The 23,319-nt window shown below is 70.8% G+C and carries 17 protein-coding genes; 7 read left to right on the top strand and 10 right to left on the bottom strand.

Annotated features, from left to right (window positions below; translation table 11 throughout):
• Positions 1-11: 11 nt before the first annotated feature.
• Positions 12-1,334, bottom strand: coding sequence for an anaerobic sulfatase maturase (locus tag JNK12_15045; GenBank protein ID MBL8777257.1), 1,323 nt, complete (start codon positions 1,332-1,334; stop codon positions 12-14).
• Positions 1,335-1,425: 91 nt separating this feature from the next.
• Here JNK12_15045 and JNK12_15040 point away from each other — a divergent pair, with 91 nt between their 5' ends.
• The gene (locus JNK12_15040) at positions 1,426-3,030 is read left to right on the top strand and encodes an MFS transporter (GenBank protein ID MBL8777256.1); all 1,605 of its coding nucleotides are present in this window, start codon (positions 1,426-1,428) and stop codon (positions 3,028-3,030) included.
• Positions 3,031-3,039: 9 nt separating this feature from the next.
• Here JNK12_15040 and JNK12_15035 read toward each other — a convergent pair whose 3' ends face one another.
• Both JNK12_15035 and JNK12_15030 read right to left on the bottom strand, forming a co-directional pair.
• Positions 3,040-4,458 carry a DUF2252 domain-containing protein gene (locus JNK12_15035; protein ID MBL8777255.1) on the bottom strand — a complete coding sequence of 473 codons (1,419 nt, stop codon included), beginning with the start codon at positions 4,456-4,458 and terminating at the stop codon, positions 3,040-3,042.
• A 7-nt stretch (positions 4,459-4,465) separates the two neighbouring features.
• Entirely contained in the window at positions 4,466-6,241 is a 1,776-nt protein-coding gene (locus JNK12_15030; GenBank protein ID MBL8777254.1) for a SulP family inorganic anion transporter, read from the bottom strand.
• A gap of 155 nt (positions 6,242-6,396) precedes the next feature.
• Here JNK12_15030 and JNK12_15025 point away from each other — a divergent pair, with 155 nt between their 5' ends.
• Positions 6,397-7,788, top strand: a complete 1,392-nt coding sequence (locus JNK12_15025) for a glutamate decarboxylase (GenBank protein ID MBL8777253.1) — start codon at positions 6,397-6,399, stop codon at positions 7,786-7,788.
• 21 nt (positions 7,789-7,809) lie between these two features.
• Here JNK12_15025 and JNK12_15020 read toward each other — a convergent pair whose 3' ends face one another.
• The 6 genes from JNK12_15020 to JNK12_14995 all read right to left on the bottom strand — a co-directional run bounded on the left by JNK12_15020 (position 7,810) and on the right by JNK12_14995 (position 15,588).
• Complete coding sequence (locus tag JNK12_15020) at positions 7,810-10,206, bottom strand: AAA family ATPase (protein MBL8777252.1); 2,397 nt, start codon at positions 10,204-10,206, stop codon at positions 7,810-7,812.
• Between the two features lie 168 nt (positions 10,207-10,374).
• Positions 10,375-11,283 carry an HTTM domain-containing protein gene (locus JNK12_15015; GenBank protein ID MBL8777251.1) on the bottom strand — a complete coding sequence of 303 codons (909 nt, stop codon included), beginning with the start codon at positions 11,281-11,283 and terminating at the stop codon, positions 10,375-10,377.
• Positions 11,280-11,747: a hypothetical protein gene (locus JNK12_15010; GenBank protein MBL8777250.1), complete on the bottom strand. Its 468-nt coding sequence runs from the start codon at positions 11,745-11,747 to the stop codon at positions 11,280-11,282. The genes JNK12_15015 and JNK12_15010 overlap by 4 nt, the downstream gene beginning before the upstream one ends.
• Before the next feature lie 50 nt (positions 11,748-11,797).
• The gene (locus JNK12_15005) at positions 11,798-13,480 is read right to left on the bottom strand and encodes an MFS transporter (GenBank protein ID MBL8777249.1); all 1,683 of its coding nucleotides are present in this window, start codon (positions 13,478-13,480) and stop codon (positions 11,798-11,800) included.
• A 39-nt stretch (positions 13,481-13,519) separates the two neighbouring features.
• Positions 13,520-14,143: a TetR/AcrR family transcriptional regulator gene (locus JNK12_15000; GenBank protein MBL8777248.1), complete on the bottom strand. Its 624-nt coding sequence runs from the start codon at positions 14,141-14,143 to the stop codon at positions 13,520-13,522.
• A gap of 212 nt (positions 14,144-14,355) precedes the next feature.
• Positions 14,356-15,588, bottom strand: coding sequence for a M48 family metalloprotease (locus JNK12_14995; GenBank protein MBL8777247.1), 1,233 nt, complete (start codon positions 15,586-15,588; stop codon positions 14,356-14,358).
• A 189-nt stretch (positions 15,589-15,777) separates the two neighbouring features.
• Here JNK12_14995 and JNK12_14990 point away from each other — a divergent pair, with 189 nt between their 5' ends.
• The 5 genes from JNK12_14990 to JNK12_14970 all read left to right on the top strand — a co-directional run bounded on the left by JNK12_14990 (position 15,778) and on the right by JNK12_14970 (position 22,555).
• Positions 15,778-18,060: a hypothetical protein gene (locus tag JNK12_14990; protein ID MBL8777246.1), complete on the top strand. Its 2,283-nt coding sequence runs from the start codon at positions 15,778-15,780 to the stop codon at positions 18,058-18,060.
• Between the two features lie 86 nt (positions 18,061-18,146).
• Complete coding sequence (locus JNK12_14985; GenBank protein ID MBL8777245.1) at positions 18,147-18,602, top strand: DUF1269 domain-containing protein; 456 nt, start codon at positions 18,147-18,149, stop codon at positions 18,600-18,602.
• Between the two features lies 1 nt (position 18,603).
• Positions 18,604-18,786 (top strand): hypothetical protein, encoded by a 183-nt coding sequence (locus JNK12_14980; GenBank protein MBL8777244.1) that lies wholly within the window; start codon positions 18,604-18,606, stop codon positions 18,784-18,786.
• Positions 18,787-18,862: 76 nt separating this feature from the next.
• The gene (locus JNK12_14975) at positions 18,863-21,214 is read left to right on the top strand and encodes an arylsulfatase (GenBank protein ID MBL8777243.1); all 2,352 of its coding nucleotides are present in this window, start codon (positions 18,863-18,865) and stop codon (positions 21,212-21,214) included.
• A gap of 57 nt (positions 21,215-21,271) precedes the next feature.
• Positions 21,272-22,555: a cation:proton antiporter gene (locus JNK12_14970; GenBank protein ID MBL8777242.1), complete on the top strand. Its 1,284-nt coding sequence runs from the start codon at positions 21,272-21,274 to the stop codon at positions 22,553-22,555.
• A gap of 46 nt (positions 22,556-22,601) precedes the next feature.
• Here the strand turns inward: JNK12_14970 and JNK12_14965 are convergent, their stop codons facing one another.
• Entirely contained in the window at positions 22,602-23,291 is a 690-nt protein-coding gene (locus JNK12_14965; GenBank protein ID MBL8777241.1) for a hypothetical protein, read from the bottom strand.
• Positions 23,292-23,319: the final 28 nt, after the last annotated feature.

Here is a 23,319-nt window from a genome sequence, read left to right as displayed (position 1 = left end):
TGGGGTGACGGTCAGCGGCCGTGGCAGAGCTTGGCCTTGCGGCCGCTGCCGCACGGGCACGGGTCGTTGCGGCCGGCGCCGGCGAAGATGCCCATGACCTCGTCGGCGAAGCGGCCCTGACGGAGCAGATCGGCCATCAGGCGCATGGGCCCGTCGACGTGGTTGAAGAAGCGGCGGTACCCGGCACAGAGGTAGTTGAGGCCCGGGTCGCCGTCGGGGGTGGTGGTGAACCGGTTCTTGGGGCACTCGCCCTGGCAGGCGAAGCGCACCTCGCAGTCGAGGCAGTACTGGGGCAGCGTGTCGCGCTTGGCCTCGCCGAAGGCACGCTGCTGGGGGGACGCCATCAGCTCGACGAGGTGGGTGTCGACGATGTTGCCGAGCAGGTGGGCGGGCTCGACGAAGTGGTCGCAGGAGTAGAGGTCCCCGTTGTGCTCGAGGGCCACGGCGTCGCCGCAGGTCTCGCCGAAGATGCACAACGACGCCGGCGCCCCCACCCAGGACGCCAGGGCGGCGTCGAAGTGGGGCACGAACACCCGGCCGACGTCGTGGCGCAGCCACTCGTCGAAGACCGACACGAGGAACTCGCCCCACGCCTCGGGATCCACCGAGCGGACGGTGACCCGGTCGCCCTCCTGGTAGCCGGTGTCGTTGTCGCGCTCGACGATGGGGATGAGCTGGACGTGTGCCGCGCCGAGCTCGTCCCGGAACCACCGGTAGATCTCCAGCGGCGCGTGCTGGTTGGCGGCGTGCACCGTGCACAGGACGTTCCAGTCGACGCCGTGGGCCTTCAGCAGCTCGAGGCCCCGCAGCACCTTGTCCGACGTCGGCCCGCCCCGCTTGTCGACCCGGTAGGCGTCGTGCAGGTCGGGAGGGCCGTCGATGCTGATGCCGACGAGGAACCGGTGCCGGGCGAGGAGCTCGCACCACTCGTCGGTGAGGAGCGTGCCGTTGGTCTGGATGGTGTGCTCGAGGCGCTGGCCGGGCCGCTTGAGCGACTCGGCCAGCTCCACCGCTCGGCGGAAGAAGTCCACACCCATCAGCGTGGGCTCGCCGCCCTGCCACGCGATGGTGGCGGTCGGCCCGTCCATCGACTCGAGGAGCTGGCGGAGGTACTGCTCGAGGACGTCGTCGCCCATGCGGAACCGGTCGCCGGGGTAGAGCGCCTCTTTCGACAGGAAGAAGCAGTACTCGCAGTCCAGGTTGCAGATGGGGCCGGTCGGCTTGGCCAGGACGTGGAACTGCGCCGGCGCGGTGAGCGGGCGGGGGGAAGGCAGCGCCGGCCCGGGCGGGGCGCCGTCGGAGCGGCGGCCGAGCGAGACGGGGGTCGGGGCCATCTCCTCAGGCTAGAGAGGTGTGGAGGTCCGGGGTGCCGAAGGTCCGCGCACTAGCGTGCGCACAGGTGGTTACGAGACCGGTGAGGGGACAGTGAGCGAGCAGACCGACGTGTCGATGGGCGACGAGAGCACGGCGCCCGCCAAGGAGAAGGCAGTCCTGCTGGCGCTGGTCCTCGTGGCCGCGGTGGCCAACCTGAACCTCGCGGTCGCGAACGTGGCCCTACCCGACATCGGCAAGGCGTTCACCGCCTCGCAGACCTCCCTCGACATGGTCGCGGTCGGGTACTCGCTGGGGCTGGCGGCCTCGGTCCTCTGGCTCGGGGCCCTGGGTGACCGGTACGGGCGCAAGCTGATGCTGCTGCTCGGCGTGGGCCTGTCGGTCCCGGCGTGCCTCCTGGCCGCCTTCGCCCCGAGCATCGGCGTGCTCATCGCCGCCCGCATCCTCGGCGGGTTGTCGGCGGGCATGGCCTACCCCACGACGCTCGCACTCATCACGGCCCTCTGGTCCGGCGCGGCCCGCACCCGCTCGATCGCGCTCTGGTCGGCCCTCGGCGGCGGCATCTCGGCGCTCGGCCCGCTCATCGCGGGGGCGTTGCTGCTGCACTTCTACTGGGGCTCGGTCTTCCTCGTGACGCTTCCCCTGGCGGCCGTCGCCTTCCTCCTCGCGTGGCGCCTCGTGCCGGCCCACGTGAACGAGTCCTCCGATCCGGTGGACAACCTGGGCGGGATCCTGTCGGTCGTCATGGTGGCGGCGGTGGTCCTGGCCATCAACATCGCTCCCGTCCCCGACGAGGGCACCGTCGCGCTCGGCCTCGCAGTGCTCGCCCTGGCCGCCGGGGCGGCGTTCCTCATCCGCCAGCGGCGGGCCGCGAACCCCCTCTACGACCTCAAGGTGGCGGCCCGCCGCATCTTCTGGGTGGCCGCGCTCGCCGGCATCATCGTGTTCGGCTCGCTCATGGGCGCCATGTTCGTGGGCCAGCAGTTCCTCCAGAACGTGCTCGGCTACTCGAGCCTCGACGCCGGCGCGGCCATCCTCCCCGCGGTGGTCTGCATGGTGCTGGCCGCCCCCCGCTCGGCCAAGCTCGTCGAGGCCAAGGGCGCCCGCTTCACGCTGCTCAGCGGCTACGTGTTCTGCATGCTCGGCTTCCTCACCATGTTGCTGTTCTGGGAGGACGGGATCTCGTACTGGCTGGTCGGGCTGGCCTACGCCTTCGTCGGGCTGGGCGTGGGCCTCGCCGGTACCCCCGCGTCGCACTCGCTCACCGGGTCGGTGCCCGTCACCCGGGCGGGCATGGCCTCGGGGACTGCCGACCTCCAGCGCGACCTCGGCGGCGCCATCATGCAGTCGATCATGGGTGCGCTGCTGACCGCCGGCTACGCGGCCGCCGTGGCGACGGCCATCGCCGGAGCGCCCTCGGCCGACCAGGCGCGCATCACCGACAGCGTGCAGACGCAGCTCCAGCGCTCCTTTGCCAGCGCCGAGGCCGTGGCCGAGCAGCACCCGCAGTACGCCTCCCAGATCACCGCCGCGGCGAAGACGTCCTTCGTCGACGGCCAGGACTGGGCCTACGTGGCCGGAGTCGCCGCCATCCTGGCCGGCGCGGCCCTGGTGTTCTTCCTGTTCCCCCGCCACGACCGCGAGCTCGCCCTGCTCGAGGAGTACGAGCGCGAGGACACCGCCGCGGCGGGGGGCTGAGGCGAGGGCTCAGACCGGCTCGGCCATCGACTCGAGGCGACCCGAGGCGATGGCGTCGCACAACGCCTGGTGGTCGAGTTCGTTCTGGGTGGCGTAGGCCCGGGAGAACGCAGCGATCGAGCGGTCGAACCGACTCCCGTTGCCCAGGTAGGCGCTGATGGCGATGGGGTCGCCCGAGCGGGCGTGGGCCCGGGCGAGGGTCCAGGCGCACATCTCCCCGTACATGCCCATGGTCCGGGGGGTCATGGTCTCGACGACGGCCGAGCCCTTCCCGTCCCACAGCTGACGCATGTAGTAGTCGTGGTCGCGGCCGTCCATGGCGAGGGTGCCGGGGATGCGCTCCCAGCCGAGGAAGATGTCGCTGCTGGTCTGCATGAGGCGCTGGCCCTCGACCACCCGCTGGCCCTGCTCGGCGTACACGGTCGGCTCGAGGAAGCGCTCGAGCACGGACGCCTCGGCCTCCTTGATCTGGAGGAAGAGGGGGTCCTCGTTGTCGCGGCCCACGAACAGGGCCAACCAGCACCGGGTGCCCACCGAGCCCACACCGACGACCTTCCGCGCCAGCTGTACGAACCGGTACGTCCCGAGCAGGTGGGCGCGATCCGCGCTGAGGGTGTCGCGGTAGGACCCGAGCGCACCGACGACGATGTCATGGGCCTTCTCGACCGACTCGCCGGCGAGGTCCTCGAAGGGCACCAGGAGCGGCCGGTGGCTCCGGAAGCGCAGCTCGCCGTCGACCTCTTCGGTGAGCTTGGCCAGGGCCTTCATGCGGGTCTTGGACTCCGCCTTCGTGACCAACCGGGCCATGCTCGCGGACTCCTTGGCCCGGGCCCGGGCGCCCCAACGCTCCTGGATCCCGTCGATGTCGAGCCGGATGTACCAGGTGTCGAGGTTGCTGGTCGCCGCGAACGAGGCCATGGCCTCCCGGTAGGCGCGCACGGTCTGCAACAGCACCGTTCCCGTCGTGGCGTCCGGGAACCCGCGGGAACGCCCGGCGACCTCGATGCTGGCCGCGAGGCGCTTCACGTCCCACTCGAACGGGCCCGGCAGGGTCTCGTCGAAGTCGTTCACGCTGAATACGAGCTTGCGCTCGGGGGACTGGAACAGGCCGAAGTTGGACAGGTGGGCGTCGCCGCACAGCTGGACGGTGAGCCCGGAGTCGGGCACGGACGCGAGGTCGGCGGCCATGACGAGGGCGGCGCCGCGGAAGAACGCGAACGCGGAGGTCGACATGCGGCCGTGGCGCAACGGCACCAGCTCGGGCACGCGGGTGGCGGCCTGCTCCTCGATGAACTCGACCGGGTCGCGCCGGTCGGTGGCGGGGGACCACTCGCCGTGGCTCTTCCGGGAGACGCGCTCTCGAGCTGCTCGGCCGAAGGCGATGCGCTCGTCGATGGTCATGGTGGACTGGTCGTACTCGGTGGACATGATGTGCTCAGGTGCTCCTGGGAGGGGTGTCGATGGCTCGGTAGGCGGCGACGGCGTCGGAGAGCGTGGCGTAGAAGGCGTCTTCCCCCAGAAGGTCGACCAGCCCATACCGCTCCATGAGGGCACGGACCTGGGGGAGCGGCTCGGCGACCACCAGGCGAACGCCATGGTCGGTGAGGCTGGCGTGGACCTGTCGGAGGGCCTCGGCCCCGCTGTAGTCCACGTCGTCGATGACCATGGAGTCGATGCAGATCCAGCGGAGGGTCTCACCGCCGGTCTCGGCGGTGTCGACGATCAGGGCGAGGTCCTCCACGAGGTGGTTGGCGTTGGCGTAGTAGATCCCGCCGGCGAAGCGGTACACGACGAGGCCGGGAAGGGTGCGGGCGTCGGGGCGGAACGGCGCCTGGCGCCAGGCGGGGTCGCCGTCGACGGGCACCATCACCGAGGTGACCGGGCGGTACGAGTTGCGCAGGTGGTCGATCACGGAGAGGACGATCGCCAGGATGATGCCCTGCTCGACGCCGACCGCGATCACCGCGACCGCGGTGGCGAGGGCGACGACGAACTCGTCGGGTCGGAGGCGGAGGATCCTGCGCATCCCGCCGAGGTCGACGAGCTCGATCCCGATCAGGAACACCACTGCCGCGAGCACGGCGTTGGGCATGTACTGGAGCGGCGCGGTCAAGAAGAGCAGAACGATGACGACGATCGCACCGGTGGTCAGCTGGGCCACCTGGTTGCGCCCGCCGGCGCCGTCGACCATCTGCGTCTTGGTGGGGCTGCCGTTCACGAGGAACGTCCCGCTGAGGCCGGCGGCGATGTTGGCGGCGCCCAGGCCGACGAGGTCGACGTTCTCGTCGAAGTCGTCGTTGTACTTCGCGGCGTAGGCGCGTGAGGTGGCTGCGCTCTGGGCGAGGATCAGGATGAACACCGAGATCGCGGTCGGGATGAGCGAGGCGATCGCGTTGACACCGCCCGAGGGCAGGCCGAGCGAGGGGAGCCCGCTGGGCACCTTGCCGAGCGTCGACACCCCGTGGTCGACCAGGTCCCAGTGCCAGCTGACCGCGATGGCCCCGATCACCGCGATGAGCGCGCCGGGGACCTTCTTCGTGACGTACTTCGATCCCAAGATGACGACGATCACTGCGGCAGAGACCGCCACCGTGGACCAACTGACGTCGCCCACGTTCTGGAGCGTGCTCACGAGCTTGCCGATGGTGCCGTTGTCGGTGCGTCCGAGCAGCGTGATCCCGGTGCCTTCCTGGATCCCGAGGAGGCCGCCGACCTGCCCACAGGCCACCTGTACGCCCACGCCGGTGAGGAAGCCGATCAGGACGGTGCGCGAGAGGAAGTCGGCGAGGAACCCCAGCTTCACGAGGCGAGCCAGCAGGAGGAACGCCGCGGCCATGAGCGCGAGCAGTCCCGCGAGAGCCACGTACTCCTTGGAGCCGGTCGCGGCGAGGCCGGCCAGGCCCGCGGCCATCACCGCCGCGGTCGCGGAGTCGGCCCCAACCACCAGGTGGCGCGAGGAGCCGAGGACGGCGAAGACGACCACCGGGAGCACGATCGTGTAGAGGCCGGTGATGACCGGCATGCCGGCGATGGTGGCGTACCCCATGACCTCGGGGATGGCGAGCGCCGCGAGCGTGATGCCGGCCACGACCTGGGTCGTGATGCCCGCCCGGTCGAGCGGCAGGAGACCCTGGAAGAAGGGGCGGCGCCGAGCGGGTGTGCCCGTGGGTTCGGAGGGTGCGGGGGTATCGCCGGTGGTGTCCGTTGACATGGTGAACCCGTCCTGTTCCCTCTGTCGTCACGCCCCGTTCAAGGCCACGAGAGACTAAACCGCCTGGTTTCACCCCATGTGGACGATTCGTTCCCCGAACGCGGGCGCGTGTCGAACCCTGGGGTTACTCTGCGCCACGACCTTGAGGAGGCGCCATGTTCAACCACGCCGAGAACGATCCTGACGACACGCTGGCTCCTGCGTACGGCAGCCGCTCTCTCTCGGAGCCCGTGCCGAAGTACCGCCTGCCCGAAGGGGACATGCCCGCCCGCCTGGCGTACCAGCTCATCCACGACGAGCTCGCCCTCGACGGCAACCCGGCGCTGAACCTCGCCACCTTCGTCACCACCTGGATGGAGCCTGAGGCCGAGAAGCTCATCAACGAGACCCTCAACGTCAACAGCATCGACCAGGACGAGTACCCCCAGACCACCGAGATCCAGAACCGGTGCGTCAGCATCCTCGCCGACCTCTTCCACGCCGACGACTCGGCCCACGCCATGGGAACCGCCACGGTCGGCTCGTCCGAGGCCATCCACCTCGCCGGTCTCGCCATGAAGTGGCGCTGGCGTAAGGCCCGCGAGGCCGAGGGCAAGTCCACCGATCACCCGAACCTCGTGATGAGCGAGACGGTGCAGGTGTGCTGGGAGAAGTTCGTCCGCTACTTCGACGTCGAGCCCCGCTTCGTTCCCATCACCGCCGAGCGCACGGTCATCGACCCGGCCCTGGCCATGGAGCTCGTCGACGAGAACACCATCGGCGTCGTGGGCATCCTCGGCTCGACCTACACCGGTGAGTTCGAGGACATCCAGGGCCTGTCCGACGCCCTCGACGCCCTCCAGGAGCGCACCGGCCTCGACGTCCCGCTCCACGTGGACGGCGCCAGCGGCGCCTTCGTGGCCCCCTTCACCCAGCCCGACCTGGCGTGGGACTTCCGCCTGCCGCGGGTGAAGTCCATCAACGCCTCCGGCCACAAGTACGGCCTGGTGTACCCCGGTGTGGGCTGGGCCCTCTGGCGGGACAAGAGCCAGCTGCCCGAGGAGCTCATCTTCCACACCAACTACCTGGGCGGCGACCAGCCCACCTTCGACCTCAACTTCTCGCGTGGCGCCAGCCAGATCGTGGCGCAGTACTACAACTTCCTGCGCATGGGTCGTGAGGGTTACACGGACGTGATGACCCGCCTGTCGGCCACCGCCGACTACCTGAGCGACCTCGTCGAGGCGAGCCCGTACCTCGAGCTCATGAGCAAGCGCAACGCCCTACCCCTCGTCTGCGCCAAGGTGGCCGACGGCATGGGCTTCACCGCCTACGACATCAGCGCCAAGATGAAGGAGCGGGGCTGGATCGTGCCGGCCTACACGCTCGCCAAGGACGCCGACGACGTCTCGGTCATCCGGGTCGTGGTGCGCGAAGGCATGAGCCGCGACATGGCCGACCTGCTGATCGCCGACTTCCACCGCGTCGGCGACGAGCTCGGCGCCCTACCGCCCGAGATCCGCTCCCAGAAGCCCCACCAGGAGCACAAGCGCGCCAAGGTCTGCTGAGGTCGCGGCCCTGCCCGGCGGTCAGGTCGACGCCGGGTTTGGGTCGCCGCCGACGTCGTCTGGCACAGGAGTGCTGGCCGCGAGTTGCTGATCGACAGCGCCAAGCAGGTCGGGAATCGGGTCCGACAACAGCACGTCGGTCCACGCGAGGCAGATGTCCGCCGCCCATTTGGCCGTCTCGGCCGGCGTGGCGCTGCTTCGCCCAGACCCTTCACGGACCGTCTGCGCGTAGGACCGGACCGCGTCGCCTTGCCCCGCGGTCCACGAGGTCACGTACAGGCCGTTGTCGTTCAGCGCGATCTCGTCTTCGTAGCGTGATCGAAGGACCTCGAGTGCTGCGAAGTTCGAGCGTCGGTCAGGGAGTTTGTGGAGCACCAGGTCCACTTTGGTGTCAGCTGCGGTGACCTTGATGAGGAAGTGTCCGTCCGCTGGTTCGAGGCCAGCCGCCTTCGGCGGCCGCATCTCGATGAATGCACCGCCCGTGTGCATGCGGACCCGTTCGAGGCCGGCGGCCTCCAGGCGGGAACGCACCTCGGCGAGCACTGCGGCCAGATAGCTGCGCGGACTCTCCGTCCCTGGATCAGCCTTGGCCGCCGGGGCGACATGGGGTACGCCGGTATCGGGAGCCACTGCGGGCTCGATGCCAGCACCCTTGTGGATCAGTTCGAAGAGGTCCACCCACCGTTGGCAGTCGCTCGATTCGACGTTGTCGCGAAGGTAGGCGACGAGGGGCCACTTTGCCGCACTCGTCCAGTCGTACTGGTAGCCGACCTCAGGTGGGTTCAGCTTCTCCTTCCGCTTGAGCCATCCCTGGTCCTCGCAGACGGCCAGGAATCCTTCGTGCAGGCTGTTCGGCCAGAGATCCTCGGCCTCGTAGCGGATGTTCTGCTTGCTTGCGTGGAAGACCGCGGCGTAGCTGAAGATCGACTTGCCCCTCTTCCACTCGTCGGTCTTCTTGCCGATCTGACTCAGCATGTTGGCCGCCTCGCGGCCCGGATCGTCATCATCGAAGAGTGCCGCGACCTTCACCGCCGATGGGGACGTGGATCGAGCGAGGAGTGCCTGCATCACCGCTAGGTGGGCGCCGCCACCTGATGCAAGGCCTGCGCCCGCATGAAGGAAGTGGACTCCCGCCAAGAGATCTGGCCGACCCGCCGCAGTGAGCGCGAGCTCGGCGAACGCCTGGTCGGTGGGGCCTTCGACCACGAGGATCAGGCTCGTGTCCCCTGGTACGGACTGCGCCCGGTCGATCCATTCGACGGAGAGCCGATCTCGGAACAGCCCACCCATGACGGGAGCGTGTGGATCGGCGCCGGTCGCCTCCGCGCTGATGACCGTGCGCCCCTCGCCGTCCTTGTCGAGCGCGAAGACCTTCGAGTCCCCCAGCCGAGAGACGATGTAGGGCGAGTGGGTCGTGACCAAGAGAGAGACGTCCCGGCGGTCTGCGAGGGCCTCCAGGTCCTCGCGGAGCTGCTCCTGGGCGGCCGGGTGCAGGAACGACTCGGGCTCCTCGACGGCGAACAGCATGGATCGTTTCCCGACGTCCGCGAAGTGGCGCAGCATCGCGATGATCAGTCCCCCACGTACCCCTGTGCCCTTGTCGGCGAGATCGGTCACCGCACGGTCGCTCACCCGGACAGCCATGTGAGCGAGCGTCTCCTCCAGAGGGAGGACGCTGGGGTCGAGAGTCACCCCGGAGATCTCTGGAAAGAGGTCGTGCACCTCCTCGGAGATCCGGTCGGCCAGCGGCTTGAGCAGCCCGCCTCGCAGCTCGTCCTCGTACTTCTCCCGGCTCTGGTTCGCGGCCTTGAACTCCGCCCGGAGGTCCTCCAGGAGGACGTTGTGCAGGATGTCCCGGAACTTGCCTTCCATGAGGCTCTCGAGTGACTGGCCGCTGCTGATCATCACGAAGTGCAGGCACTTGTGAAACTGCTCGATCGTCCGGCGAGCGAGGTCATCTTCGTCACCCAGGCTGAGGGCGCCACCTCCGCGGGCGACGAACACCTCCCGACGAGTGCCCACGGAGTCGGCGGCGCCTTCGATGGTCACGCGGAGCTTGACCACCCCGTCCTCCGCGTAGGTGCGCTTGGCTGTCGGGTTCACCTTCCGCTCGTACTGCTCGAGGTACTTGAGCAGCGTCTTCTCCTTGCTGCTGCGACCTTGGACGGGAACCTGGAAGGTGAGGGTCACCGAGGGCTTCGACCAATTCCAGAGGCTCGGCATGTCAGCGGAGCGGTCGAAGGCGCAATCGGGGTCGAGGGCGAGGGCCAAGGCCCTGAAGACGTTCGACTTGCCGGCGTTGTTCGGCCCCGTGATGGCGTTCATGCCTTCGCCGAGGTCGAGCCGGAACGACTCGTTGCTGTCGTAGTCGTGGAACAGCGAGCGGTAGTTCTTGATCTCGATCCGATCGAGCTTCACGCCTCGGCCTCCCGCTCACGGAGCGCTTCGTAGGTGGTGCGCATGACCTCCGACTCGATCGTCTTCTCCCGCTGCCGTGCGCTCAGCTCGTGGCGTCCCGTTCCGCAGCTGGCATTCGCCACGTCATGCTCCCTGTCGTCGCCTGCCTCGATCAGCAGGACGCCGATGCTAGGACGAAGGGCCGGTGGGGCGTTCAGCTGAACGTCTTCGAGTCGCGAGCGCCCACGCCGCCGCCCGTTCCAGAGCGAAGAACGGTGCGAAGGCCACCAGGAACAGCGGGTAGGGGAACACCACGAGCATGAGGGCCGCGATGGCGGCGTGCATCACCCACGCCGCCGCGACCCAGGTGTTGCGCCACCAGCCGCCCAGCAGCGCGATCGGGGCGGCGAGCTCGATCAGCACCGAGGCCGCCGCCATCGGGCCGAGCGCCCCCGGGTGGCGCACGGCGAGGGGAGCGAGGGGCGACGGGGAACCGCCGAGCACCTTGAGGCGGGTGGCCGAGTAGGCGATGTGGTTCCGGAGGGTGTCGCCGCTGATCCAGTCCACGCCGCCGTAGCGCAGCTTGGCCAGGCCGGCGATCGCGTACGTCACGGCCACGATCACGCACAGCAGCACGAGCGGCGGGCCGTAGGCGCGGTCCCGCCTCGGGCTCGACCGCCGGCGGGCGTCGAACGACCAGGCATCGGCGGATGCCGCCACCCCGAGGACCAGCAGGTGCAGCACGAGCAGGTTCTCGAAGTGCAGGAGCTGTCCCCACGAGGACCGGTAGGTGGCCAGCAGCAGGACCGTGAGGGCGAAGGCCGGCCCGGTGCCCCGGAACCACGCGCCGGCGGTGAAGGCGGTGCCCGACACGAGGGCGAGCCCCAGGGCCGCCGCCACCACCGGGTCGGCGACCGGGCTCCCCATCCAGGCCAGGACGCCGACGCCCTCGAAGCCGCCGGAGCTGCGCCCCCGGAGCGACAGGTAGGCGGGGGAGCGCACGGCGAGGTAGCCGACCGCGAACGCGCCCGTCAGGAGCCGTACCGCGGCCAGGCGCTGCGGTGGGGCGTCGGCATGGAGGGCCCACACGGTCGTCATGTCGGCCCGGGCACCTCGCAGCGGGCGAGGGGCTCCCGTCGGAGGGGCGGGGGGTCGCCCATGGCCTGGTCGACCACGTCGTGGTGCTCCAGCACGATCTCTACCGCCACGATCCGTTCCCCTGTCGGGTTGGCGGCCCCCTCGGTGCCCACTCGGCGGGCGATCTCGTGGCAGCGCTCGTCGACCGTGCCCCTCGCGATGGCCTCCCGCAGCTCGCCGGCGACGACGAGGGGGTCGTCGCTGGCGCCGATGAGGTCGAGGGACAGGCGGGCGGCCGCCCCGTCGTCGGAGATCCCCAACGCCGTGGGGAGGGTCACCCGGTCGGATCGGGCCTGCGAGTACATCGGGTAGGTCGACAGCGGGAAGCTGTCGTGGTCGAGCGCCACCGGCACGACGAGGGTGGCGACCACCGCGACCGTGGCGAGCGCCCAGCGGCGCCGCTGCGTCAGCCGACCTCCGGGCACCGTGTGCCCCTACCCCCTTCGCTCCACCGGTGAGCCGGGCACGTCGCCGGTCAGGTGACCGCGGGCGTGGGGCCGCCGGGTACGAGCCCGACGTCCTCGTCACCGCCGTCGTCCTCGCCCTCTCGCCCGGGGAGGTGGGTCGTGCCGAGGAAGGACAGGAGGGTGATCCCGCCCGCCAGCAGGACGCCGGCCTTCAGCGCCTCGAGCTGAGCCTCGCTGTACGCCTGGAGCAGCGCGTCGCCCTCGGTCGGCGGGATGCCGGCGGCGTCGATGCCGGCTGCGGCCTGGTCGATGGACACGAAGGACACCCCTGCTTCCAGCGAGATGCCGACCTGTTCCTGCGTCGCCGCGCTCACCTGGGGGTTGTCCTCGATCTTGCTGGACACGCTGCTGGCGAGACCGCCGATGACCACGGCACCGATGAGGGCGGTGCCGAGGGCCGCGCCGAGTTGGAGCGCGGTGTTCTGGAGCCCACCGGCCTCGCTGCGACCCTCCTCGCCGACCGACGACTGCACCACGTTGCCCAGTTGCGACACGATCAGGCCCATCCCGATGCCCAGCACGCCCATGGTGATGAGGAACGACAGCGTGTCGATCTCGGGATCGAGCACCGAGAGGAGGCTGGCGCAGGACAACACGATGACGGCGAGGCCGACACGGACCACCAGGCGGGGGCCGGCGCGGCCGGCGAGCTTCGGGCCGATCAGCGCGGTGACGAACATCGTCACCGACACGGGCAGCATGCGCAGGCCCGTCTCGAAGGCGTCGTAGCCCTGCACGATCTGCAGGTACAACGGCATGATGAAGAAGATCCCCAGGAGGACCGTGTTCTGGGCGAGGAACATGACGAGCCCGGAACGCAGGGGTGGGATGCGCAGGCGGTCGAGGCGGACGAGCGGGTCACGGCCGACGCGCTCGCGGCGACGCTGCCAGCGGGTGAACGCGTAGAGGACGCCGCCGCCGAGGGCGATCACGAAGAGCGTGGGGGAGTAGCCGAGCGGCTCGATCGGAGCGTTGCGGGGCTGGACCCACCCCCAGGTGCTGGACTGGAGGGCACCGACGACGATGAGGGCGAGGCCCGAGGCGGAGAGGACCGAGCCGACCCAGTCGAGCTGCGGGGCCTTGCCCTGGCGCGGAGCGTCCGCCATCGAGCGGAGCATGAAGAGGATGAACAGGACGAGCACGACCTCTCCGGCGAAGACGAGTCGCCAGGTGAGGTTGGTGGTGACCCAGCCGCCGAGGATGGGCCCGACCGCGATGCCGGCGCCGCCGACCCCTCCGAGGACGGCGTAGGCCCCGGCCCTGGCCTTGCCCTCGAAGTTGCCCGCGACCAGGGCGGCGAGCGCCGGCATCACCAGCGCAGCGCCGATCCCCTCGAGCACGGACCAACCGAGCGCCAGTGTGCCGACCGACCACGACACCGCAGTGAGCGCCGATCCGCAGGCGTAGATGATCAGCCCGATGCGGAACGCCCGCTTGCGGCCCCACTTGTCGCCCAACTTGCCGCCCGTGATCATGAGCGCGGCCATGACGAGGCTGTAGAGGGTGATGACGCCCTGGATGGTGGTGACCTCGGTGTCGAAGTCCGCCACCAGCTGGCTGATGGAGACGTTCATCACGGCCTGGTCGAGGACCATGACGAACTGCGCCGTGGCCAAGGTGATGAGCACGGCGCGCGAGGCCTTGCCCGCGTCGACACCCGAGCGCGGGTCGATGTCTCCGGTGTCGGTCACCGCCCAACCGTAAACCGTCGGCCGGTGGCCCGGTGGGGTCTAGCGCGCCCGGTCGAGCAGCTGTTGCGCCGCGGTGAAGAGCACCTCTCCGTCGTCCAGATCGGGGATCTCCGAAAGTCGGGCGGCGCGCTCCAGGAAGGGGCGGAAGAGGATCCATCCGAACAACAGGGCCGTGCCCGTGGCCACGACCACCCGGGGGTCCTCACGGTCACCTCGGCCGCCCGAACGCTCCTGTTCGTCACTCAGCACGGTCTGCACCTTCTGGAAGGCGGGGTACTCGGGCCAGATCTGCTCGATGGGGTAGCCGGCGAGGATGGCCCATCCGAGGAGCCGGATGGCCGGCTCCTCGCGCTGCATGGCGCCGACGACCTCGCGGATGTCCTCGCCGGTGTTGGTCGTGTGCTGGGCGACCGAGGCCATCCGCTCGATGGCCCCCGACAGCACCACCCGCAGCAACTCCTCCTTGGTGCCGAAGTGGCGATGGATGAGGGCGTGGTTCACGCCGGCGCGATCGGCCACCTCCCGGACGGTCACGGCGTCGGGCCCGCGCTCGGCGAACAGGTCGGTGGCCGCGGCGCTGACCGCTTCCATGACCTCTGCCCGGCCGACCGGTCGGCCGTTCTCGACGTGGTCAGGACGCGTTGCTGTAGCGGTGGGGGTCATGTCGCCTCGCCTGTCAGTGGGATCTGCAACCAAGCGTCTACCCCCGCGCCGGAACGTCTAGAACCGGAGCTCGGTACGCCGCCCCCGCACTGATCTCTCGCCACCAAGGTACGTCCTCAGTCCGCCTCGGTCCCGTGGGTGCCCCCGCACGCGACGGCGGACGCGGTGCGGACCGCCGACCGCCGACCGGTGAGGTCAGCGGCCGCGAGGACTCAGAACGCGGTGGACCCCGGCGGGGGGGAGCCCGGGGCCGGTGGCGGCGGCGGAGGAGGGGGCGGTGGTGGAGGAGGAGGAGGGGCGACGTCGGATGGGTGCACGACCGTGACGGGCGCGAACCCGGGCTCGCGGCCGTCGGTGACCGCCATCGCCGGGGCGGCCAGCGCCGCCGCCGCGGCCGTGGTGGCGGCGGCGATCGCCGCCGCCGCCTCGGCGGGACGGGCCTCGTTGGCGGTGGCGTAGGCGGCGATGGCCCGGCGGTCGATCTCTCTCCCGCCGCGAGCCGCCCCTTCGACGGTGGCCTCCTCCTCGGTGGTCTCGAACCAGAGCAGCTCGCTGCGCCAGGAGTTGTGGGTGACGCGGCGGTGGTCGGCGCCGATGCGGTCGAGCGCCCGACCGAGGCCGATGGGGTTCTTGCACAGGTGCACCGCGACGACGTCGGCGACGTCGTCCGCGTCGCTGCGGATCTTGCGGCTCATGTGGCCGAGCGCGAACGCGGCTATGGCGCCGAGCGCGGTCAGGACCAGCGCGAAGAGGAAGGGGGAGAGGAGGAAGCCCGCCTTGTCGGCCAGCCACAGCTGGAAGACGACGAGCATGGTGCCGCCGGCGAGCACGGTCTTGGCGTACCGCCGGGCCCGCTGCACGGATGAGCCGGCGGCGGTCACCCACTGCGCGTCAGAGGCGTGCAGGTGAGCCATCTCGTGGGCGCAGACCGCCTCGAGCTCGTCGCGCGGGAACGTCGTCAGCCCACTGGTGATGGCCAGGACCTTCCGCTTGCGGCTCCGCAGCGAGAGCGCGTTCGGTGCGGCGTCGTCGATGAGCCAGAGCTCGGGAGGCTCGGGCTGCCCGAGGCCGATGGTCAGGCCGTCGAGCACGTTGTCGACCTGGGTGAGGATGCCCCGGTTGAGGCGCGAGGCGCCCACGTCCGACAGCACCTTCTTGGGTGCCGAGGCGACGACGTGCACGATGAGGTAGGCGAGGGAGAGGGCGAAGGCGCCGACCACCATCAGCGCAGCGCCGGGTCCGAGGTACTCCCACAGGGGTGAGTCCCGGAAGCCGTCGCCCGAGGCCCAGGACCAGAAGCGGGCGGCGGCGGCGAGCGCCAACAGTACGAGCGAGGCGTTGAAGAGGGCGATCATCATCGTCCCGAGCACGAACCACAGCGGCGCTCGGGCGCGGGCCCACGCCCGCCGCGTGTCCAGGTCACGGATGCGATCGGGCGCCGGCATGGCGCAATTCAACCACGGAGGACTCGTCGCTGACGGGAGCGACCGGGCGCGGACCGGACGTGTCGATGACCTCCTGACCACACTCGGGCGACCGGCCGATGACCTGCCGGTGGCGTCGCGGCCGGCCTCCCCTCGAGGGCGGGGTGCTCGACCCTGCGCCGAGGGGTGTGCCCCTCCATACTGAGAGCCGTGTCACCCCCCGGTTCCACCGCGACCCCTCCGTCCGCCGCCTCGGCACCGGCCATGGTGGTCGCAGCGAAGCTCCTGGCGCCGCGCCTGCGCGACGACGAGCACCCGCGAGCGGTCCTCGTGGACGCGTTGTGTGCTGCACACGTCCCCGTCGTGGCCGTGCGAGCGGCGGCCGGTTACGGCAAGACCACCACCGTCCGCCAGTGGATCGAGGTCGACGGTCGGGCCAGCGCGTGGCTGACCGTCGATCGGGCCGACAACGATCCCGTGTGGCTCCTGCGACACCTCGTACGGGCGCTCGACGGCATCGAGCCCCTGCCCGAGGTCGAGGCGCTCCTCGCCGTCGATCGACTGCGCAGCGCCGAGGTCGTGCTCCCCCGCCTCGCGGCCTCGCTCGCGGTCTTCGCGCAGCCGTTCGTCCTGGTGCTCGACGATGTGCATGTCCTCACGAGCCCCGCCGTGGGCGAGCTGCTCGAGTGGCTCGTGGGCGTTCTGCCGGACGGCTCGACCCTGGCCCTGGTGGGCCGCTCGCTGCCGCCGATGCGCCTGACCCGCCACGTCGTCAACGAGGACGCCATGGTGCTGCGACGCGAGGATCTGGCCTTCACCGAGCGCGAGAGCCGGGCGGTGCTGGAGCGGGCCGTGCCCGGGCTGAGCACCGAGGCGCTCGATCAGATCCTCGCCCGCACCGAGGGGTGGCCCGCCGGGCTGTACCTCTCGGTGCTCGCGCTGAAGGGCGCGGCGGCGCCTGATCAGGTGGTGACCCGTCTGCCCACTGCCGGCGGCGATCTGGGCACCTACTTCCACGAGGAGCTCCTTCGGGGCCTCGACCCCGGGCTCCGCTCGTTCCTCGTGCGGACCTCGATCCTGCCGCGGCTCTCCAGCGGGCTGTGCGACGCCGTGCTCCAACGGACCGACAGCGGGGTGGTGCTCCGGGCGCTCGCCGAGTCCGACAACCTCTTCGTGGTCGCACTCGACGACGACCCCGACGCCTATCGCTACCACCCCCTGTTCGCCGACCTGCTGGTCGCCGAGCTCCCCGTCGAGGCGCCCGGGGACGAAGCGGCGGTGCTCCGGCAGCGGGCGGCGCGATGGTTGGCCGAGCACGGGGACGCGGACGGGGCGGTCCACCAGGCCGTGACGGCGGGTGACACGGATCTCGCCTCGTCCCTGGTGGTCCGTCACCTCGCCGATCTCGTGCAGTCGGGGCGGATCGAGACCCTCGAACGGTGGTTGGCGTTGTTCCCCGCCGAGGAGGAGCGGCGCCGTCCGGCCCTCGCCGTCGCCCGCGGATGGGCCTGCGTCGCTCGTGGCCAGTTCGGCGACGCCGGGCTCTGGCTCGACCACCTCGACACCGCGGTCGACGACGGTGAGGTCGCGGGGGACCGTGACGTCGTGGTGGGTCGGGCTGCGCTGGCCATGATCCAGGGCGGAGGCGGGGTCAAGGCGGTGGTCGCCGCCGCTCGCACCGTCCAGGCCGCCGGCCCGACCGAGAACCCCTGGTGGAGCACGGCGCGGCTGATGGAAGCGGTGGCGAGCCCGCTGGCCGATCCGTCGGTGGACGCGCCGAGCCTGTGCGCGGGCGCCGAGTTCGCCACCAGAGGACAGACCACGGCGCACGCAGTGGCGCTCGCTCACCTGGCCTGGGCGCGGTTCGGCCAGGGGGACGACCGGGGAGGGCAGGCCGCCATCACCCGGTCGGTCGAAGAGGTCCGCGCCGAGGGGATCGAGGAGTACACCCTCGTCGTGCACGTGCACGCCATCGCGGCGTACGCGAGCGCACGGCGCGGTTCCCCCGATCGTGCCCGCGAGGCGATCGCCCGGGCCCGCGACGTGCTCGAACGACACCCAGACGCCGTCCCCCGCGCGCGCTGCCACACGCGCCTGATCCTCGCGGAGGCCGCGCTGCTGCTCGGCGATCTGGAGGTGGTCTCCCGATTGGTCGACGAGGCCGAGCCCCTCCTGGCCCATGAGCCCGACGCCGTCGTCCTCTGGGAGTGGGTCGACCGGCTCCGCGGCGTGCTCCGCGTCCGTCGCCAGCAGGCCGCCCTGGTGGACCGGCTGGGCATCACCGGTGCCGAGTCCCGCGTGCTCGAGCAGCTCCCCACCCACCGGTCGCTCGAGGAGATCGGTGAGGTCCTCTACATCTCCCGCAACACGGTCAAGACCCACGCGGTCTCGATCTACCGGAAGCTGGGTGTGTCGGGGCGCAGCGCCGCGGTGGACCGCGCCCATGACCTCGGCCTCCTCGATGCGTCCCGAGCGGTCACCCCTTCCGGGTGACGACACCGCCCAGCCGTACGGGCACCATCGTGGGCACGAATCGAACTGCCGACCGGCGCGGCGCGCCAGCGGCACAGGAGGACGCAATGAGCGACGGCGTGACCATCGACGAGCTGGGACCCGTGGACTACCTCGTGGTCGAGTTCCCCCCGGGTGAGCAGCGCTTCACCGGTGAGCTGGCCAGGGAGCTGGTCTCGCTCGTCGACGCCGAGGTCGTGCGCCTGCTCGACCTGCTGATCCTGGCCAAGGACGAGGACGGCAACGTCGAGGCCCTCGAGCTTGACGACCTCGAGGACGCGGGCGACTTGGCTCGCCTCGAGACCGAGATCGCCGAGATCCTCGCTGAGGAGGACGTCGTCCACCTCGCCGAGGCCATGGAGCCCGGCACCGTGGCCGGCGTCCTCGTCTGGGAGAACCTCTGGGCTGCGCCGTTCGCCTCGGCCGCCCGACGCGCCGGCGGCCAGCTGGTCGCCAGCGGCCGCATCCCCATCCAGGCCCTCGTCGCCTCCTTCGAGGCCGAGGCCGAGAGCGAAGGAGCCTGACATGCCCCTGCGACCCGCACGTGCCGCCCGCCGCGGCGTCATCGGCGCCCCCGTGGCCCGCACCGCGGCCACCGTCGGCACCGCCGCCGTCGTGGCCCACGGCGTCCGCCGTCGTGGCGACCGCCGGGACGACCGGCGCGATGATCGTCGAGACGACCGCCAGGATCGCCGCGGCTTCCGCTGAGCCGTCCGGCCGGCACCACCTCCTCACCCTCCCCACCCGTACCTCCGTACCTACCTGATCGAGAAGGACCACCGCCATGGCGCCGCGCTTCAACGGCAAGATCGAGCTGGACATCCGCGACTCGGAGCCCGACTGGGCCCCCTACCTCGCGCCCAGGGCGCCCGAGGGGGCACCGAACGTCCTCTTCCTCACCTGGGACGACCTCGGGTTCGCCACCATGGACACCTACGGCGGCCCCGTCGAGTGCCCCAACATGCGCCGCATCGCGGAGCGAGGCGTGGTGTTCTCGAACTTCCACACCACCGCGCTGTGCTCTCCGACGCGAGCCTCGCTGTTGACCGGCCGTAACGCCACCAGCAACGGCATGGCCACCATCGCCGAGTTCGCCTCGGGCTTCCCGGGCATCTCGACGCGCATCCCGTTCGAGAACGGCTTCATCTCCGAGGTGCTGGCCGAGAACGGCTACAACACCTACTGCGTCGGCAAGTGGCACCTCACCCCGGGTGAGGAGGTCAACGCCGCCGCCTTCAAGGGCCGCTGGCCCCTCGGGCGCGGCTTCGAGCGCTTCTACGGCTGGCTGGGCGGCGAGACCAACTCGTACTACCCGGACCTCGTCAACGACAACCACCAAATCGAGCCTCCCGGCCGTCCTGAAGACGGCTATCACCTCGCCGACGACCTGGCCGACACGGCGGTGCAGTTCATCCGTGACGCCAAGGTCATCGACCCGGACAAGCCCTTCTTCATGTACCTGGCGCCTCAGGCCGGGCATGCCCCCCATCTCGTGCCGCTCGAGTGGGCCGACCGCTACAAGGGGGTGTTCGACGAGGGCTACGAGGCCATCCGCGACGGCATCCTCGCCCGCCAGATCGAGCTCGGCCTCCTGCCCGAGGGCACGGAGCTCTCGCCCATCAACCCCCACGGCGAGCCCGGCCGCACCGGCCCCGACGGCCAGCCCTGGCCGCTGCTCGACACCGTGCGCCCGTGGGACACCCTCACCGACGACGAGAAGAAGATGTTCACCCGGATGGCCGAGGTGTTCGCGGGCTACATCTCCTACTACGACGACCGCCTCGGTCGCGTCCTCGACTACCTCGAGGAGTCGGGCGAGATCGACAACACCTTGATCGTCGTCTGCTCGGACAACGGCGCCTCCGGTGAGGGCGGCCCCAACGGCTCGTTCAACGAGTGGCGCTTCTTCAACGGCGTGGCCGACACCGTCGAGACGACCATGCCGCACCTCGACGAGCTCGGCACGCCGGCGTCGAACAACCACTACAACACCGGCTGGGCCTGGGCCCTCGACACGCCCTTCCCCTACTGGAAGCGCTGGGCGGGCGAGGAGGGCGGCACCGCGGACATGTTGATCGTGTCCTGGCCGGCCAAGATCGCCCCGTCCGAGGAGGTCCGCCACCAGTACGTGCACGCCGTCGACCTCGTGCCCACCGTGTACGAGCTGCTCGGCATCGAGCCCCCCGAGGTGCTGAAGGGGTTCGTCCAGAGCCCCATCGAGGGCGAGAGCTTCGCCGCCGCCCTCACCGACAACACCGCGCCGGGCAAGCGCACGCAGTTCTACACGATGCTCGGCCAGCGAGCGCTCTACCACGAGGGCTGGCTGGCCACCACGGTGCACCCGCCGCTGTCGGGCTGGGGCAACTTCATGGCCGACGAGTGGGAGCTGTTCGACCTCGAGCACGACCGCTCGCAGTCGAAGAACGTGGCCGCCGATCACCCCGACCGCCTCGAGCTGATGAAGGGCCTGTGGTTCTACTACGCCGGCATCTACAACGGCCTGCCCCTCGACGACCGCAGCGCCATCGAGCAGGTGCTGGCCGAGCGCCCGCACGGCTCGCCCGACCGGCCGCAGTACGTCTTCTACCCCGGGACCTCCGACGTGCCCGAGTCGGCCGGGCCGATGATCCCGGGTCGGTCCTACGCCGTCGCGGCAGGCGTCCGGGTCGAGGAGGGCGCCGAGGGCGTGATCTTCGCCCACGGCGGCGTGCCGGGCGGCCACGCCCTCTACGTGAAGGACGGCACCCTCCACTACACCTTCAACTGGGTGGGCACCCACCAGCAGGACGTCGTGGCCACCTCGCCGCTGGCGCCCGGTGCGCACACCGTCGTGGCCGAGTTCCAGGCCGAAGGGCCGAGCGCCGACCCGGCGCAGCCCGGGGCGAAGGGCACGCTCACGCTGTACGTGGACGACGCCGCGGTCGGCTCGGGGGAGATCGTCACCCAGCCCGGCTACTTCTGCCTCACGGGCGACGGGATCTCCATCGGACGGGACTCCGGCTCGGCGGTGTCGCCCAACTACCAGGCACCGTTCGCCTTCACCGGCGGCGCCATCGACAAGGTGGTCGTCGACGTCTCCGGGGAGCGCTACCTCGACCACGAGGCCACGGTCCGCGGCTGGTTCCTCATCGACTGATCGGCTCACCGTGGCGTTCGGCGCGGCGGCGCGCGGTGGACACGCCATGATCTCGGCGTGACCAGCGCCGCCGTCGCCGTCATCGGCCTGCTCCTGTTCGGCTGGGCCATGGTGTCCGGGGCGCTGGCGCGCCACAACGTGACCGGGCCACTCCTGTTCACGGCCGTCGGGTACCTCCTGGGCAACGGCGACTGGGGACTGCTGGACATCGACATCAACACGTCGGTGATCCACGGCATCGCCGAGGCCGCCCTCGCCCTGGTGCTCTTCTCGGACGCGGCCCGCATCAACGGCGGCGAGCTGCGACGCGACCTCGGGTTGCCGGTCCGGCTCCTGGCCCTCGGTCTCCCCCTGTCGATCCTCGCCGGCACCCTGCTGGCCGGGCTGCTGTTCGGGGGACTGGCGGGGGGCGTCGCCCTGCTCGTGGGCGCGGCCCTCGCGCCGACCGACGCGGCCCTCAGCGCCCAGGTCATCGAGGACGACCGCGTCCCGCTGCGCCTCCGCCGGGCCCTGAACGTCGAGAGCGGCCTCAACGACGGCATCGCCACCCCCTTGGTCAGCGTCGCGCTGGCCGCCGCGGCCGCCACGCTCACCGGTGCCGACCACTCGCAGTCCTGGGAGGTGACCGCGGCGATCCGCGAGCTCGGGGTCGGGGCCCTCGTCGGCGCCACGCTGGGGGTCGGCGGCGCCCTCCTCATCAACGTGTCGGCCCGCCACGACTGGATCGCCCCCGGGGGACGCCGGCTGGCCGCCTTCGCGATGGCGGCCACGTCGTTCACCCTCGCCGACGCGCTGCACGCCAATGGTTTCATCGCCGCCTTCGCGGCGGGGTTGGCCTACGGCGCCGTGCTCGACCGTGAGCGCACCGACCTCGCCAAGTCCGCGGAGCTGCCCGAGCTCGGAGGTGAGCTCCTCGGCCTCATCGTGTGGTTCCTCTTCGGCGCCGCGCTCGTCCCGCTGGCCTTCGCCTCGCTCGACGGCGCCATGGTCCTGTACGCCCTGCTGAGCCTCACGGTCGTGCGCATGGTGCCGGTCGCGATCGCCTCATTGCGATCCGGTCTCGACGGGGCGAGCATCGCCTTCGTGGCCTGGTTCGGCCCTCGGGGCCTCGCCTCGGTGGTGTTTGCGGTCCTGGCGGTGGAGGAGCTGGGCGAGGGGAGCGCGGTCACCGATCGCGCCATCGGTGCCATCGTCCTGACCGTGCTGCTCAGCGTGGCGCTGCACGGCATCACCGCCCGCCCGGGCGGGCGGGCCTACGTGCGGCGGGAGCAGCGCACCTCGGCCGAGCCGGCGTCCGAGCCACGCGCCCGCCGGGTCTGGCTCCGCACCGACGCGTCCTGAGGCGCCCCGGCGCGCACGGCCCGATGGCCGGTCGCCGTCCGCGGCATCAGGAGGCGAGGATGTTGACCGCACGGGCCAGCACGAGGCCGATGACCACCAGCGACGCCATGGCCTGCACCGCCATCGCCAGCTTGGCCCAGCGGGCCAGCGGGATCGTGTCCGCCGGCCCGAAGCCAATCGCGGTGGTGAAGGCCACGTAGAGGTAGTCGACGAACACGGGTCGCCAGCCCGGTGGCGCCAGCGTGGGATCACCGAGCTGGGGGAACAGGAGGTCGGGGTGCGCCTGGGGTCGGTGGATCCGGGCCCCGGGGCCGCCGCCGTCGAGTTCCCAGTAGACGAAGCCGAAGGCGATCACCAGGTAGAGCCACACCAGCCCGCCGGCCTGGAAGAGGTCGGTGGCCGAGTCCGCGCCCGACGACCCGGTGAGGATCACGATGGCCAGGCGTCCGGTGGCGTACGCGGCGCCGGCGGCGAGGACGGTGATGAGGGCCATGCGCACCCGGTGGACGCCGGCGGTGGCCCGGTCGATGCGGCCCGGGTCCATCACCAGCATCGCGACCAGGAGCGTCGCCAACAGGCCCGTCACGATCCACCGCATGACCGACGTGACCTCAGGTGGCATGAAGTGGGGGATGGCCATCGCGACCAGCATCGTGACGACGATGGGCCCGCGTCGTTCGCCTCTCGGGTCGTCGGCGTCGTCGTCGGCCGTGTCGTCGCTGTGCTCGCCCGCCACCTCATGAGCCTGCCACGGCCGTCGCTCC

This window comes from Acidimicrobiales bacterium, assembly GCA_016794585.1.
GTDB lineage: Bacteria > Actinomycetota > Acidimicrobiia > Acidimicrobiales > DATDAH01 > JAEUJM01.
This window is presented reverse-complemented; position numbering and strand designations above follow the sequence as displayed.

Coding starts and splice junctions, on each gene's coding strand:
- JNK12_15045 (MBL8777257.1), bottom strand. CDS start 1,334: ATGGCCCCGACCCCCGTCTCGCTCGGCCGCCGCTCCGACGGCGCCCCG.
- JNK12_15035 (MBL8777255.1), bottom strand. CDS start 4,458: ATGTCCACCGAGTACGACCAGTCCACCATGACCATCGACGAGCGCATC.
- JNK12_15030 (MBL8777254.1), bottom strand. CDS start 6,241: ATGTCAACGGACACCACCGGCGATACCCCCGCACCCTCCGAACCCACG.
- JNK12_15025 (MBL8777253.1), top strand. CDS start 6,397: ATGTTCAACCACGCCGAGAACGATCCTGACGACACGCTGGCTCCTGCG.
- JNK12_15015 (MBL8777251.1), bottom strand. CDS start 11,283: ATGACGACCGTGTGGGCCCTCCATGCCGACGCCCCACCGCAGCGCCTG.
- JNK12_15000 (MBL8777248.1), bottom strand. CDS start 14,143: ATGACCCCCACCGCTACAGCAACGCGTCCTGACCACGTCGAGAACGGC.
- JNK12_14995 (MBL8777247.1), bottom strand. CDS start 15,588: ATGCCGGCGCCCGATCGCATCCGTGACCTGGACACGCGGCGGGCGTGG.
- JNK12_14985 (MBL8777245.1), top strand. CDS start 18,147: ATGAGCGACGGCGTGACCATCGACGAGCTGGGACCCGTGGACTACCTC.
- JNK12_14980 (MBL8777244.1), top strand. CDS start 18,604: ATGCCCCTGCGACCCGCACGTGCCGCCCGCCGCGGCGTCATCGGCGCC.
- JNK12_14975 (MBL8777243.1), top strand. CDS start 18,863: ATGGCGCCGCGCTTCAACGGCAAGATCGAGCTGGACATCCGCGACTCG.